Raw genomic sequence first — 15778 nt, 5'->3', positions numbered from 1 at the left:
CTTAAATGTTGAAGCTGGAAATTTCCGAGCTGGCTAAATTAAACGAGTTCTTATCCCGTACAGAGACTTTTATTTCGTGATAATGCGTCAATACAATGATGGCCTTACTTCCTCAACAAATCGCACCCGTTGATGCCCGGCAGCATGCGCTGACCCAATCCTACCTGGCAGGGCATACAGAAGCGCTGATGGCTTATTTTCTGGGTCTGCGGGCGCAGGTCGATACGGTGCTGTCGCCCAAGCTCCCTGCCGCCGCCGGTAAGGACTATCCTTACGGACGTTGCGAGGAGATTACACGAGAGCTGCATGCGCTGCTCGCGCTACGCCTGCGCCAGCCGGTTGCGCCGATCGAGCATGCGCTGCACAATTTCATGAACCAAGGGGGCATCGTGCGCACGGTATGGGGCGTGCTGCGCGAGCAGTACTTTCAAAATGCACTACAAATTGGCGGTTTGTACATTGATGTTTCCAACGACACTGTCGAGGTGAGCAAACCCCAGGTGGAGATCCTGCCGATCGAAGCCAGCGGCTTGTTGGCCGTGCGCGACCTGGTCCACTTCCGCCAGACGGCCGAGCGCTACTGGGGCGCGAGTATTTATGCCAACCACCTTTTACCCACGCTGGCGCCGTTGCTGCCCATGGTGTCAGCCAGCCCCGGCCGGCTACAGCCCGGTTTGCAATCGGCCTGCGATTATATGATCGCGCTGATGTGTCGCGATGGTTTTACGCAGGCCGAAGCGTGGCTGCGGGAAGGCCCAACGCCCCCGACGGATGTGGCGCGTACGGTGCTGGCTCGGACACCGGACGATCTACAGCCTTGGACGGACCGGCACCGCGATGAGGCTATCATCGCCTGTCAGCGTGCACGGGCCGCGCGCTGCCACGCCAACGCCCAGTGGCGTCAGGCCCGCGTCTTGGACTATTTACGTTCATTGCGCGGCCGGATGACGGTAGAGGCGTTAAGCATGAATGATGGATGCGCTACGCAATAGGCCGGTAGGGAGACCTTCCAGGTTTTTAAAACCTGGAAGGTCTGATTCGCAGTTTTGATCGAAAATTAGGATTACATTAAAACCGTCCAGTCCCCGCCAGCGCTGATCTATCATAGTCGGCATTCTTCAAACTGCCGTCTTGATCGATCATGAAACCATTGATTTTATTCATCCTTATCCTACAGGCGGCGTTTGCCTCCAACGCCGCCGCGCTTGACGGCTTGCCGGTACAAAGCACAACTGAACGCCCAGCGCTGTTACTGGAATTGGGCAGTGCGCCGCCGTCGGCCGGTGTTAGCGATAAGACCGTGAGGGTGTTCGTCGGCGATGTGTCCGGCCACGAGGGCGACACCTCGATCCAGATCGATAAGGATGAAATCATTTCGCTGCATCCCGGATTCGGCAGCTGGAAAGTTAGCTTCCGCTTCAATATCAATCCCGGTTTTGCGGACAAACCCTACATTTTCTGGGCGCGTTGGCGCCAGGGCGGCGATCCTAGTGTTTGCGTGCAGTCTTTCGAAATTTGGGCCGGGCCGGATGCGTCACGGCTGGAGCTGCGCGGCATCGTATCGATCAAACCCAAAGGCTGGGACTATGCCTGGGTTGCCGCCGAAGCGCCGGTCAATCTTAAAGCCGACGACGCTGTCATTGAAGTGCGCGACAGCGGGGCAGGACACGATGCGAAGGTTTTCGACGCTTTCCTGTTCGCATCGCCGTTGTCGGCACTGCCGGCTGCCGGTACGGCTGAGCAGCCGTTGGTGCTGCTGGACTTGGGCAGCGCGCCGGCATTTTCAACGTTGGAGAAAGATCCGAGCCTGCAAGTCCTGCTCGGTACGGCCGTTGCCGGACACGATGCCCAATCGCTGCTGACCGAGAAAGACGAAGTCCAGGTTTTTCATCAGGGCTTCGGCGACTGGGGCGCGAATTTTCGTTTTGAGCTGAACCCGGCGATTATTCCGGGACAGTACCGCGTTTACGCCCGTTATAAAAGCGGCGGCGAAGTTTCGCAGGTTAAGCAGGATTTCACCGTCAAGGCCGGACTCAAGACGGACGAACTGGCGGCGCGAGGCGATTTTGCGCTGACCAACACCACGCCTTGGGAATATCAGTGGCTGCAAGCCGCAACGACGGTCACCGTATTGCCGGGCGACCGCTGGCTGGAAATCGATAATACCGGCAAGGCCGATGGGGCCAAAGTCTTCGACGCTTTCCTGTTGAAGCTGGAAACGCCTTTGGGCGACTGGATGACGGCCGCGCAAGCCCAGGCCAGAAACCGCTTTTTGGCGCTGACCAAGAACGTGCCCAATGCAGACCGGCGCTTGTACGTGCTCGACGGCAAAGGCGGAAAAGGCGACGTTTTGTTTAGCGGCCTGGCTTCCGATGCGGCTCGAGCCAGTTACGACAAGCTGCCGGTATCTTATCTAATAGGGCCGGAAGCCGAGGCGTTGGCGCGCAGCCTGAATCTTTCGGTGCTGCCTACCGCATTGATAACCGACGATCATTACGACATCTTGGGCATGTTAAGCCAGCCGAACAGCGAGCGCGATGTGGCCGCGTTCCTGGCCGACCCTGCCGCTTTTGACAGCATGCCCATGCCGATAGCGGCGGGGCAGGCCGATGCTTCGAAGCCTCTACGGGCCGGCATGCCGGATGCCTGGCTGGTCGGCGGTTTGCAGGACGGTTTGGCGGGAATGTCGATTTTCGGCGTGGACAGCGAAACCGTGCTGCGCCCGAATCCGGAGCAGCCTTACCTGAGCTTGCAAATGGCGGGCGGGCAAATGCGTGCTTGGCGCGTCGAGCCGACGCAAGCCGACGGCACGACGGACATCGAGCCCAACACGATGCACTCCTACGGTTGGTCGCGCGGCAGCGCTTATGCCCAGTTATATCTGTATGTCGACCAGCCCAAGCAGGCGCTGTTGCACCTGAAACAATCCGGCATTAAAACCGGCGGCTGGCTGGATGGGCAGCCGTTTAAACTGGCCGACGATTCGAATCCACCGGCCGGCTTTTCAATATCGACCGGCGCACAAATCACCAAACTGTTGCAGGGCCTGACCACCGAAGGCCTGAAAGCGGCTGCCTGGGCCGAGCGGAGCGAAGCGCCGCAACTGGCAACATTGAACCTGTCGAAAGGCTGGCACAGCCTGCTGGTCAAACTGGTCATGCAGCATGAACAAAATCAACGGTTTTATTTTGCAGGTCTATTCACCGACCCGGCCGGCAAACCGCTGGAATCGATCAAAACGCAGTTGACCGATCCCGAAGCCGATTTGGCGCTAAACAAAATCGCCGCGAAGCTGCGGCCGCTGGTGTTCACCGATGCGCCGGCCAATCTGCCGCGTACGGGCGATCAAATTAAGCTGCATGTTGATATGCGTTGGCATCCTATTTTGGAGGAAACCAGCCTGCCGGCGCCGTTGCCGCGCTTTTCGGCAAAATTGCGGCTGCGCGTGGTCGATTACAGCGGTAACGAGGTTGCAGCGAAGGACATAGACGGCGTGTTTCCGGGCGAGGTCGAAGCGGATTTCGGCAAGGTCAGCGAGCCCGGTTACTACGCGGTTTATATGTCGCTATATACGCCCGACGGCCGCTTGATCATGAACTATCCGGCCGACGGCGTCTCGGTCGTGCGCGGCGTTGCCGAGCAAAAACAGCGGCTGGACAAGAAGAAATTATGGAACAACGATTATTACGCGCTGGCCGACGGCGACAACAGTTTTATGCAGCAAGGCGGCTATTTCTCCTGGCTGGAACGGACCGGTATTTTCAGGAGCTACGGCAGCTATCCGGGATTCGATCCGCAGTATAAGGCCAAGTGGGAACAGGCGAAACAATTGGGCTTGGTTTTGTTTGCGGATTCTTCGGGCGACAGCTCATGGCTCAACGACAATCAGGCCGACGGCCAGAGCTTTATCAATGCCGCATCCGCGTTTACCCGTTACTTTAAAGCGACCAACGAGATCGATATTCGTAACGAGCCGGAATGGCAAAAACTGCGCGAGCCTGCGCATTGGGTGCAACGCGCGAAGTGGGAATACGAACAGGCGCACAAGCAGCGCGGCGATGCGCACTATGTCGGCGGCAGCTTGGTGAGGCCTGGCGAGGGGGATTGGTTCAAGCAGGTGTTGCAACTGGGCCTGGATCGTTACCAGGACGCCTGGGATGTGCATGCTTATCCGCAGAAAGAGCCGTATTTCGGCGGCCCGATAGGCAATGGCGCAAGCGAGGACGAGCGCGGCGTACTGGCTGTTTACGCAAGCTTGGGCAAGAACAACAGCTTGCCGTTCTGGCTCGGCGAAACCGGCGCGAAAGCGATGCACGGTTTGACCGGCCGCCGCTGGCAGGCCGAGCAGGTCGCTAAAATGATCGCCTGGGTCAACAGCCGTAGCGATTATTTGGGAATCACGTTTTGTATAGGCCATGAATACGACTTGGCTTACGGCCGGATTTGGGATTATTCGATGGGCCACAAACCCGGCGAGGCGGCGCTGTATACCGCGAGCGCGCTAATCGACGGCTTGCCGTACCGAGCTTTCGACACCAAGGATACCAATATCCAGGCCGCTTATTTCGGCGATACGCTGATGGCCTGGCGGACCGACCGGCAAAGCGTCAATGCGCCGTTACGGCTCGATCCGGGCAAATCCTGGGTGCTGGTGGACGTGGTCGGACAGGTCAGGGCGTTGTCGCTAGATGGTTTGGGAAATACCGAGATACCGTTGTCGGCAAGTCCGGTTTATGTGTTGACGATGGACGAGTATCGGCGGTTGACGCGGGAATGATGCCTGATAGTGTATGTGTTTACGTTGGGCTGTCCAGCAACAGTTAAGTGTTGGGCTTCGTTCCTCAGAACAACCTACGGCTCTGCCAAATATGTACTTGGTTATTTTTTGCATCTAGCCAATATGTACAGGATGTTGTACAATTAATTTGCGTTCGACGTTATAAAAAACAAACAGGAGGTAAACATGTAGTCATATCCACAACTTTCATCCAGTCCTAAGTGTTCACTGTTGAACGATAAGATTATCCGTGAGTGAGCTGTATCATACATACACGAGATCAGAGACAATAATTATGAATATATTAACTTTTAGCGAGGCACGAGCCAGCTTGAAGACAGTGATGGACGACGTTTGCAAAGATCACGTCCCGACCGTTGTTACCCGTGTAAATGGCGAACACGTCGTGATGTTGTCTTTGGCTGATTTTAATAGCATTGAGGAAACAATGTATCTCCTCAGTTCAGCGAATAACGCCAGCCGTTTAATGGAATCTATTGCTCAACTTAAAGCAGGTAAGACTCAAAAACGAGAGCTTATACGCAATGAAGAACAAGAAGAGCAAAAACAAACAGCAAGTTAAGAGCGCCCAATTATCATGGACGCCGATTGCTTGGGATGATTATCTTTCGTGGCAGAAAGAAGATCAAAAAATAGTCAATGAAATTAACAATCTCATTGAAGAGTGCCGACGGAACCCTTTCAAAGGAACAGGCAAGCCGGAACCGCTTAAAGGGGACCTGACGGGGTATTGGTCCAGGAGAATCACCAGCGAACACCGTTTAATTTATCTACCGGATGACGGAAATATTTATATCGTGTCCTGTCGTTATCATTATTAAATTAAGTGCCGTAGATTGGACTTTATTGCATTTAGCCCAATCCATACGACACTATGAATTAAATTCGCAAAGGTAAGCGGTACTACACCTGACTTGATTTAAACAGGCAACCGAGCGTAGTGAAACTGACCCTGCCACCGAAAGCTCAGATGCCCGGCCCGGCAACAGCCGTATATGTTTTGCGTGAACGCGCCATGGTTGAGATTTTTTCCTCGAAAGCAGCGAAGCGTCTATCTAATTCCCGAAACTCTTCGCGCTTCTGATCTTCATTCAAAAAAGAGTGATGAATACTGTTGTACACCACGGTTTTCAGTTCTCCGTAGGACGGTTTGTAGCGGCTTGCAAACAGCAGGTATTCATGGCTCAAATTATTGCGAGATACGCCGGCATCGTCGGTGGCAATGACAAACGGTACCGCGTATTGCCGATACAGTTGCAGTGGGTGGACTTCATCCTTGACCCCTAGAATGAAAGCATTGCTGCTCAGGTTGATCTCCACAGCGGCGTTGCGTTGCTTCATCGCTGTCAGCAGTTCGTAAGCATTGCTTTCATGCGTAATATCAACGCCGTGCCCAATGCGGTCCGCGCCCGCAACTTGTACCGCCTCGTTGATATGATGCTTTAAGCCTTCAGGCGGTACCATGCCTAACACTAATTCCCCTGCATGCAGGGCAAGCTTAACCTCGGGAAAACGCTGTCTCAAAAAACGCAGCATTTTCATATGCAGGCTGTAATCGCGCATCGCCACATAGCCGTTTTCCGGTCCGACCATATTGACGCCAACAATCAGACTGTTTTGTTTCGCCGCACTAAAAGACGAATACAAACCGGAAAACACCTTGGCCGGGCTGCTGTTGCGGGAAACGTAAGCCTGGAAGCGCAGTTTGAAGCCGGCGCCGTCGATGCCGGCAACGGCCTCCTGGTGAGCGCCGACGTATTTGTCGATTGCGGCTTTCGCGTCGGCGCTAGCGGCCATGAAATCAAAGTAGAGGCTCAGCGCTTCTTCTACCTGCCGGTCTGCCGAATTGGCGTTTAAGGCATTGAGTTTTTTCGCTAAGTCCGGGTTTTCGAGGGTGGGAGCGCTTTTCAGCATGGTCTCCAGGTATAAAACATTTTCAGCGACGGCCCGTTCTTTTAAAGACTGCAAACCTTCGCGATAGGAATAGTCCGAAACCGGGCCAAAGAAAGCGAAAGTATCGAAGAACTGTTGATCGGGAGCGTTTTGTTCATGAACGTGATTGCCGAAGTCTTTATCCGACCAGCGTTTGAGCAGGTCCCGGTAGAAAGCCGTATATTTTTTGTTTGTCCTGAGCTCTTGCGCACTGATGCAAGTACCGGACGGCGGATTTTTCACAATCCCGAATTTAGGGATGGGCTCCGGATCGGTTTTGCTTTTACATTCGTTGCCGCTGCAAATACAGCTTTGTGTTTTATCGAGCCAATCCAAATAAGTTTCCGCATAGATCGCGCCTGAATAATGATGATGCAGGTCGCCGCCTTTGGGCAGCATATTGGTAAATAAAGTCAGGTCCGCGATTTTAGGCGTGGTTCCGGCAATTAACTCGTTGTAATAATTGCTCGTTGCGGCAGCGTTTGAGGTTACGGGCGGTTGGTTGGCGATCTTTTCGGCAGCGGGGGCTATATCTAAGTTTTTGCTGCATCCTGTTAGTAGGAAAATGTAGGTTAATAAAAGAAGTTTTACGGTGCGGGAAGGGGGCTGGGTTGTCATTTTTGCTGTTTGCCTTGGGAAAAAGGAGGATTTTTTGTTTTTTATATTTTATCGATCTGTTTGTTTATTAAGTGTGTAGTCAAGGGGCAATACTTAGCGGCGTTGCTTTGTTGGGCTTTTTGGCGTTAGCCCAATCTACGGTACTGTGAATTAAGTGCGAAAAGGTATGCGGTGCGTACCCTACAGAGCTGGAATTTTTTGTTAGCCATTTATTGATTAAATTCCTCTAATACTTCTTTAATTGTAAGCCTTTTATCTCTAATTAAATAGAATAAGACAGGAAACGTTGTTAGCTTTATAAATTCAATAGTTATTCTATTTTTTCTTATTCTTACTTCTTTAATAGCAGGTTCTAAATTATCTCTTTCAAGTGCTAAATATACAGCTTCTTCAATACATTTCAGTTTATACATTGGTAATCCATACACAACAATTGCAGGAATAAATATAACTGGGAAAAATAATACTATGATAATTAATATGTTGGTAAACCCGAGATCCAGATCAGGACTATAACCAGCTAAAACTACTAAAAATATAGAAATTATAGAATTTATTACCGATAAAGACTTTAATCTTGAAACCCATACTGTATATCCAAAAAGAATGCTCCTCCACCCATAAGCGTTTATATATTCAAGATCTTTTTCTGGCACAACGAGACTAATAAACTTTACCCCCAATGCTTGAGTGCCTTTAAATTTACTTTCAAGAACAGGGAGGAGGTCGAAGTATACAAAAATAGCATTCGTAGCAAATGCTATTTCCCATAGGCTATTAAAATTTGATATTTCTACCATTCATATTCCTTATTTTGGCTAACGCTTGGTTCAGGTGCGCGGCAGGAGTCGTCTGGAACCACTTGTTAGACTGTGATATTGTAAAGGTGTAGATTCTCTAGCTTTTCATTTTCTTCAGCTTTTCGGCCGAGATATACAAACTCCATTATGCTATTAAAATCTCTATGTTCTTGGCTATCGTTAGAAAGAATTCCTTTTTCTATATATAGTGGTTTTGCTTGCTCAAAGTTATTGTAAAGTAAACCTTGCTTATCAATAATTGATGAAACTTCTTCTAGACGTTCTAAACACAAGTTGTACATGCTTTCAGGAGCATTAGCTACTACAGCATCAGCACATAATTTTCTGTGGGATGATTCAATTTCAGTAATACCCTCTTGCGTATATGGCAATGTATTTGATAGCTCATCTTTTCTATCTTCAACCCATTTCAGAGCACTCTCTTTATCGAAAGCTTTGAGCAAAACCAAACTTAACTTATCAATAATTAATAGATTTTTTTTGTCATCCTTGTATAAATTATCGAGAACAATATACCTTATAATTGGAGGAAGAATAGAAAATGCACTTGTTACCTCATTATTAGAACCGAATTTATACTTTTGAAAATATATAACAAAAATACTAGCGTACAGATTAAATAACTCATTAATTGCATCGCTAACATTTTCTTCAGAAATTGGATAAGGGTTTTGTGTATGAGTACACTTGTTTCCAATTTCTTGTAACTTCTTTACAGCTTTCATCAACAGCTTGTTATTTGAACTGACTATCTTGAGTTTTTTTATAATCTCATAATCGCCAAGAGTAACTTTTTTGTTATTAGGCAGATCTAATAATTTTCTTATGACAACTTCAGCATATTGCCTTATCGTTGAAATTTTCCCTCTGTTAGATCTTGAGTCAATATAGAAAGCATCATTGATCAAGTCTCTTACTAAATCTTCATATGCTTGGTTTTTAAAATTCATAATCTATCCATATTCGTGAAGATGAACTGTTGTGCGGCTAACTAATATTAGCCATTCTAAATAGAAGTCGTGTAGGGGGCGCATCGCGCCCTTTTCCGACGCGACTGATATTCTGAAATCCGCAAATGGTGCGTGGTGCGCACCCTACAGGGCTTACCGTGTTGTTAGGTTCATTTTTAATGAAGTTCTTCATATTTCTTTCTCCATTTTTCTCTTTCTATTTTCATCGCAGCAGAGTGTTCTGCTCGCGTTTGAATAATGTCTGCAACTGCTTCTAGTGACGACTTGGCCTTAAATAAATAATAAATTAGAGATTCACTGTTTTTCATAAACTCACGTGCCACTTCCATATTAAAATCATTTTTGGTTTGCTCGTTTGATTTTTCAGTCACATTGGATGCTTTCTCTAATATGGTTTGGATATTGTGGATGATTTCTGGTTCCATTAAATATAAATAGTTTGTTAGTATTAAGCTGAGATTCTCTTTAAAAATTATTACCTTATTTATATAGTTTTCTAGGAAATAATTGTGTCCTTGCGTTTTAATAATTATTTCCTCTATATTTGATAGTGTAGGATTGAGGCAATAAATAATGTCTAGCTTCCTTGATATTTCCATGTTTCCAGAAAAATACACATATTGTTTTTCTCCTTTTGAACGATATTCATCTACTAGAGCATCAAGGCAGTTATCGATTGCTGAGTATGCTTTAGCATAAGCAAATGCTCTGGGTTCTTTAAATCTTAGCTCTTCTCTAATTTTTAATATCCAATCCAGCAATATAGTGAGTACGAACAGCTCAACAATAATCCCATGCAATTCCGTTATTAATCCATCAATCACCCCTGTATTTTTGTACCAATTACTGAAGTAAGAGAATGAAAATACAGAGATAGATAACAATATGCAAAACAAAATTAGGTAGCGTAAGGTGTTAGTTTTTGTTGGCCGATTTATTGGAATGTATTTTTTTAAAAGAGCAATAAAGAAATATTTATAAAATTTTGAGTTTTTACTCATAAAGTTAATCCTCTGAGTTTTACAGCCTAACTAATTATTAGCCACTATAATAGACGCAAAACATTGCGCCATTTGTCTGTCTAATGCGATATATAAATTAAAAAACATTGTTATTTCATCCAGTTGAATAAATTCAGCATGACTTAAAACAAGAAACAGCCAGCATCATCAAACCGTCTGCAAAATAACGTCTAAACAACTACGAAAAAAGATACTAACTTCAAACGCTAGCTTACGCAAACTTACGAGTGTTTTCGGTAGACAAGATTCGCTTGTGTTGCGGTCAATTACTCAAGTTCATCAATGTAAATGTTTTAAATGGTAGCCATTCATATTTTATCTTATGCTACAGCGCGTAGCTTGGGTTGACGAAGAAGACCCAATGGATCGGAGCCGGGAATTATTGAGAAAGCTATGCAGTCGGCGTTGGCCGTTAACTAAAAAAGATCATGGTGGTTATATGAGCATTAAAAATATTAGCCTAATCATTTTGATACCGATAATTTCATGTTATTCAGTATCCGGGAATGCTCGCGGGCGCTTTCACAGCAGTTCTCATGCGAGGAGCCATTCGGACAGCGGCTTTTTTAGTAATTTATTTAGTGGAAGAAGCAGTAATCATCACACCGAAGACGCGGGGACATCGGCAAGCCCAACGACTCCAGCGAGCGATTCGGAACCAACAACGCCAACAGCTGACTCGGTTGATCCGGAACCGACATCGCCGACGGTTTCCCTGATTGACTCAAGACCAACTCCACCAACGGCTTCCGCGGCTGATCCAGGACCAACGCCGCCAACGGCTTCCACGTCTGATTCAGGACCAATAACGCCAACATCTTCCCCGGCCGATTCAAGATCAACACCGCCAACAGCTTCGCCGGCTAATTCAGGCCAAACCCAAACACCCGCCACAACGTCTACCGCTTCTAAAGTTCCAGATACATCTACAAAATCAACAACGTCTTCTACAAAACAAGAGCAGCCGCCGGCAGCTCCTCCACCCACAGCTCCCAAAACATCAAAAAACAAGCAGAATGATTGCGTTATTAAAACGGTTATGGCCGACGATGATTATTATGCTTGCGGCACAGTTCCGCCTTCCTATACGGTAAGAATATGGCCGCGTTAACGGCAAATACCTGAGCAAATGTATGGCGTTATTTCGTTTCCACCACGCGCTACGATACTCAAAGCATAACTATCGTTTTTTCAGTCATCTTGTGTGCTGTAAAAGACTCATTGCGGTTATCCACAAAAATTGTGGATAACCTTGTGGTTCAGCTATGGGTTATACGTATAACTACCTATCCGGATTAGCGTTTTTGTTAAAATGGCTAAAAATTAGCCATCTTGGTTGCGCAGGTTTCTCTCACAATCCCAACTCGCTCAAGCCCGGATGATCGTCGGGGCGTCTGCCTAGCGGCCAGAAGAATTTGCGTTCGGATTCCTTGATCGGCAGGTCGTTAATGCTGGCAAAGCGGCGCATCATGAAACCGTGTTCGTTGAATTCCCAGTTTTCATTGCCGTAGCTGCGGAACCATTGCCCCGAGTCGTCGTGCCATTCGTAGGCAAAGCGCACAGCAATGCGGTTGCCGGTACAGGCCCATAGCTCCTTGATTAACCGATAGTCCAACTCCTTGGCCCATTTGCGAGCCAGGAATTGATGCACTTGCTCGCGGCCGGCCGGAAATTCGCTGCGATTTCGCCAGACCGTATCTTCGGTATAAACCAGCACGACGCGGTCGGGATCACGGCTGTTCCAGGCGTCTTCGGCCATGCGCACCTTTTGGGCGGCGGTTTCGGGCGTAAAAGGGGGAAGTGGCGGTTTGGTTTCCATCGTTCAGCTCCTGTATCGGTTAATGATAAATGTAGACAGAATTGTCTACATGAAAGAATGGTACTCTTTGTAGACAGTTCTGTCTACAATATGGCTATGCAAACGAATACAAACCAAGATAGACAATCCCTGCCGGCACGGGAACGCATTCTTTTGACAGCCCATGATCTATTCTACCGAGAGGGCGTTCGCGCCACCGGCATTGACAGGATCATTGCCGAAGCAGGCGTGACCAAGGTGACTTTTTACCGGCACTTTCCCAGCAAGAACGATTTGATTTACGCGTTTCTGGAATACCGCCATCAGCGCTGGATCTCGTGGTTCGTCGATGCGCTGCAACGCCACGGCAATAACCTGCAAGCGTTAGCGCCAACCTTGGCGGAGTGGTTCCAAAACGGCAGTTATCGCGGCTGCGCTTTTCTTAACGGCGTTAGCGAGCTTGGCGGCGCGATGCCTGAGGTGGTTCAGATTACCCGCAGTCATAAGCAAGACATGACGCGCGCGATTGCAGAGTTGCTGCCGCGTTCGGAATTTAGGGAGCAGTATGCCGAGGCCTTATCGATAGCGGTGGACGGCGCTATCGTTCGGGCCCAGTTCGACGAAACGCCCGATCAAGCGCTTGACTCGCTGACCCTGGTCGTCAATTTGTTGCAAAGCCGGTTGTAAAGTTCACCGCTTCGCCTGCTAAGGATGCGGTCATTAATAACTTCCCGATATGGATCGGAAAAATTTTGGCTTACCGCGCGTCAAGCCGATCATGCTTCGACAAGCTCAGCACGAACGGCTTGACGATAGAACACAGTGGTTTCGGGAAGTTATTTTTAACCAAATCCTAAGCGGGTTACGAGTCAGATCTTCATCTAATTTTAATTAAATCCACAGCTTTCTTCTCATCTTGCCTCTGTAATCTTTACCCCAACAGAGCGCCGGCCTTCGAAACGCCGGTTGCAATGACTTTGGGGAGTGAACGGTTTGCGCCGTTCATTATAAAGCTGAGTTGAGCGGCTTGCCGCTCAAACGAAACTTATGCCCTTTGGGTATTAAAAATCAACAGGGGTTTAACGAATATGCCGCTCGGATTAGGTAACATTTTCAACGGGCTCTTTAAGCAATACGGTCATACGGTGATCCTGTTGCTGCGGTTCATCGACGTCGCGATGCTGCTCGGCGCGGCGTGGGTTTCTCATTATTTATGGCTTCACCGGTTCGTTATCGATCAGGATTACCGCATCGTCGTTGCTCTCGGTACATTGGCGGCCATCATCTTTTTCGAAATCGGCCAGGTTTACCGCCCGTGGCGGAACGATGCGATGCGCGGGGAAGTCGCGCGGATCGTCAGGGCTTGGGTGTCGGCCGTCGTGTCGGTTATCTCTATCGTCGCGTTGATTCGTTTACATTTCTGGTTCGGCTCCAGTTACCGCTGGATTATCACTTGGTGGATATTGGGATTGTTATTCGTGCTCTCGGCCCGCAGCCTGCTTGTTCACCTGTTGCAATGGCTGCGTGCCCGCGGTTGGTCGCAGGGCCGTATCGTGCTGGTCGGATTGAACCAAATGGCCGTTGCGGTTGGCCGTCAGTTGAACCATTCATCCTGGGCCGGCCTGCATGTTGTCGGCTATGTCGACGATTGTTCCGAACAGCAGCCTTCGCTTGACGATTTTTCACTGCCGCGTCTCGGCGAATTGGAAGACCTTACCGCGATAGTCACCGAAAAAGCGATTGACGAAGTCTGGATTGCGTTTCCGGGCGAGTCGCTGGCCGAACGCGCGCAACATGAGCTGCGGCATCTGCCGGTCAGCATCCGGCTGGTCATCGACTGTTACGCATTCAAACAAAGCAAGTTCCTGAGCCTGAACACGGTGGCCGGCATCCCGACGCTGGATGTGTCGGTGTCGCCGCTGCACGGCGTCAACCGCTATATCAAGGAGATCGAGGATAGGGTGTTGGCGTTCGTGTTGCTGATACTGATCAGTCCGTTACTGTTGTTAATCGCGATCGGCGTGAAGCTGAGTTCCAAAGGCCCGGTGTTCTACCGTCAGGAACGGGTCGGCTGGAACAACCGCTCGTTCACGATGTTGAAGTTCCGCTCGATGCCGGTCGATGCCGAAGCCAAAACCGGCGCAGTTTGGGCCAAGCCAGGCGAAAACCGTGCTACGCCGTTCGGCGGCTTCCTGCGCAAAACCAGCCTCGACGAGTTGCCGCAGTTGATCAATGTGCTGAAAGGCGACATGTCGCTGGTCGGGCCAAGGCCTGAACGCCCGGATTTTGTCGAAGTGTTCAAGGACCAGGTGCCGAATTATATGAAAAAACACATGGTCAAGGCCGGCATCACCGGTTGGGCGCAAGTCAACGGCTGGCGCGGCGACACCGACTTGAACCGCCGCATCGAGCACGATTTGTATTACATTCAGCACTGGTCGATCTGGTTCGACCTGGAAATCGCACTGCGCACGGTGCTGACCGGCTTCATTAATAAAAACGCTTACTAAAGGATAGTTTCGCCATGTTCATACCCAAAGGCCATAAGTTTCGTTTGAGCAGGCAAGCTGCCCGGCTCAGCTTTAGATTGATTCTGTTAACGCCGGTTTTGCTGTTACCGGCTTGTTCCTTAACGCCCGGCATGGAAATGAAAGCCGAAAACAACCTGACGGAGCTGGAATTGCCGGTCATGAAGAACGGCAAGATGACTAAGGAAAAGACCCGCATCGTCCCGATTACCGCCGATTTGATCATCGACCGGGAAAACGTCAGGCTGCAAGCGGTCAACAACCTGCCGCCGGTGGACGTTAATCAATCGGTTTATAAAATCGGCCCTCACGACCGCTTGCTGATTACGGTTTGGGAGCATCCCGAGCTGAACGATCCGGGCAGCGAAAAGATCATGCCCGAATTGGCCGGTAAAGTGGTCGACGACGACGGCAATCTGTATTACCCCTATGTCGGCAACATCTATCTGGCCGGCAAAACCGTCAGCGAGGCCAGAACGCTGTTAACGAACGAGCTGTCGAAGTATTTCAAAAAGGTCAAACTCGACCTGCGCGTGCTGTCGTTCCAGAGCCATCGCGCCGCCGTGGTCGGCGAAGTCAAAACGCCGGGCATCCAAGCCATGACCGAAACGCCGATGACGGTCGCCGAAGCGATCAGCCGGGCAGGCGGGGTCAGTGCCGATGCCGACATGAGCAACGTGGCGCTGGCGCGCGACGGCAAGCTTTACAAAATCGACGTGCAGGCGCTGTACGAAAAGGGCAGCTCGACGCAAAACCTGCTGCTGAAGGACGGCGACGTGCTGAACATTCCCGACCGCAAGGACAATAAAGTGATGATGATCGGCGAAGTCGGCAAGCAGCAAGCTTTGCAAATCAACAAAGGCCGGTTGTCGCTGTCGCAGGCGTTGGCCGAAGCTTACGGCGTGGATTTCAACAGCTCCAGGCCGGGAGAAATTTACGTGATCCGGCCGGGCGATATGAATCCGGAGATTTTTCAGCTGAATGCGGAATCGCCGGACGCGATGATTTTGGCCGACCAGTTCAATCTGCAAGCGCACGATACCGTATTTGTCGGCACCGCCGGCGTTACGCAATGGTCCCGCGTGCTGAACCAAATCCTGCCGTCGTCGTTCACGTCGGTGATGTCGCGTGCGGCTTTCATGGGGATGTGATCGAAAGTTAAAGGTTAAGAACTATTCAGCACGTAGAGAAATGGAACACTGATGACACGGATAGGACGGATTTACACGGATTTTTAGTTCGAATCCAGTTTGTTCACGCTTTTTAAATCCGTGATGATCCGTTTAATCC

Annotated in this window: 13 protein-coding genes; 7 read left to right on the top strand and 6 right to left on the bottom strand. The window is 49.6% G+C overall.

The genetic code is table 11. The annotated features are described in order from the left end of the window. Nucleotides 1-95 precede the first annotated feature (95 nt). From EKO24_RS17605 to EKO24_RS17590, 4 genes are all read left to right on the top strand, one after another. Nucleotides 96-992 (top strand): hypothetical protein, encoded by an 897-nt coding sequence (locus tag EKO24_RS17605; RefSeq protein ID WP_127027756.1) that lies wholly within the window; start codon nt 96-98, stop codon nt 990-992. 149 nt (nt 993-1141) lie between these two features. Beyond that, nucleotides 1142-4777: a hypothetical protein gene (locus EKO24_RS17600; protein ID WP_127027757.1), complete on the top strand. Its 3636-nt coding sequence runs from the start codon at nt 1142-1144 to the stop codon at nt 4775-4777. Between the two features lie 295 nt (nt 4778-5072). Then, entirely contained in the window at nt 5073-5360 is a 288-nt protein-coding gene (locus tag EKO24_RS17595) for a type II toxin-antitoxin system Phd/YefM family antitoxin (protein ID WP_127027758.1), read from the top strand. Continuing rightward, on the top strand, nt 5323-5619 hold the full coding sequence (locus tag EKO24_RS17590; protein ID WP_127027759.1) for a Txe/YoeB family addiction module toxin: 297 nt from the start codon (nt 5323-5325) through the stop codon (nt 5617-5619). The genes EKO24_RS17595 and EKO24_RS17590 overlap by 38 nt, the downstream gene beginning before the upstream one ends. Nucleotides 5620-5764: 145 nt before the next feature. Here the strand turns inward: EKO24_RS17590 and EKO24_RS17585 are convergent, their stop codons facing one another. From EKO24_RS17585 to EKO24_RS17560, 6 genes are all read right to left on the bottom strand, one after another. After that, on the bottom strand, nt 5765-7348 hold the full coding sequence (locus tag EKO24_RS17585; RefSeq protein ID WP_127027760.1) for an amidohydrolase family protein: 1584 nt from the start codon (nt 7346-7348) through the stop codon (nt 5765-5767). 209 nt (nt 7349-7557) lie between these two features. Then, nucleotides 7558-8148, bottom strand: coding sequence for a hypothetical protein (locus tag EKO24_RS17580; protein WP_127027761.1), 591 nt, complete (start codon nt 8146-8148; stop codon nt 7558-7560). Between the two features lie 65 nt (nt 8149-8213). Next, the gene (locus EKO24_RS17575) at nt 8214-9119 is read right to left on the bottom strand and encodes a hypothetical protein (protein ID WP_127027762.1); all 906 of its coding nucleotides are present in this window, start codon (nt 9117-9119) and stop codon (nt 8214-8216) included. Nucleotides 9120-9295: 176 nt separating this feature from the next. Then, complete coding sequence (locus tag EKO24_RS17570) at nt 9296-10141, bottom strand: hypothetical protein (RefSeq protein ID WP_127027763.1); 846 nt, start codon at nt 10139-10141, stop codon at nt 9296-9298. Between the two features lie 621 nt (nt 10142-10762). Next, on the bottom strand, nt 10763-11149 hold the full coding sequence (locus tag EKO24_RS17565; protein ID WP_206667305.1) for a hypothetical protein: 387 nt from the start codon (nt 11147-11149) through the stop codon (nt 10763-10765). Nucleotides 11150-11513: 364 nt separating this feature from the next. Further along, entirely contained in the window at nt 11514-11981 is a 468-nt protein-coding gene (locus tag EKO24_RS17560; protein WP_127027765.1) for a nuclear transport factor 2 family protein, read from the bottom strand. A 96-nt stretch (nt 11982-12077) separates the two neighbouring features. Here EKO24_RS17560 and EKO24_RS17555 point away from each other — a divergent pair, with 96 nt between their 5' ends. The 3 genes from EKO24_RS17555 (at nt 12078) to EKO24_RS17545 (ending at nt 15639) form a co-directional block, all read left to right on the top strand. Beyond that, nucleotides 12078-12647, top strand: coding sequence for a TetR/AcrR family transcriptional regulator (locus tag EKO24_RS17555; protein WP_127027766.1), 570 nt, complete (start codon nt 12078-12080; stop codon nt 12645-12647). Nucleotides 12648-13048: 401 nt separating this feature from the next. Then, on the top strand, nt 13049-14470 hold the full coding sequence (locus EKO24_RS17550) for an undecaprenyl-phosphate glucose phosphotransferase (protein ID WP_127027767.1): 1422 nt from the start codon (nt 13049-13051) through the stop codon (nt 14468-14470). A gap of 14 nt (nt 14471-14484) precedes the next feature. Next, nucleotides 14485-15639 carry a polysaccharide biosynthesis/export family protein gene (locus tag EKO24_RS17545; protein ID WP_196240037.1) on the top strand — a complete coding sequence of 385 codons (1155 nt, stop codon included), beginning with the start codon at nt 14485-14487 and terminating at the stop codon, nt 15637-15639. Nucleotides 15640-15778 lie beyond the last annotated feature (139 nt).

The sequence above is a fragment of the Candidatus Methylobacter oryzae genome, from assembly GCF_003994235.2.
Lineage (GTDB): Bacteria > Pseudomonadota > Gammaproteobacteria > Methylococcales > Methylomonadaceae > Methylobacter_A > Methylobacter_A oryzae.
Note: the sequence above shows the minus strand (reverse complement) of the source record. Positions and strands in the feature narration are given on the sequence as shown.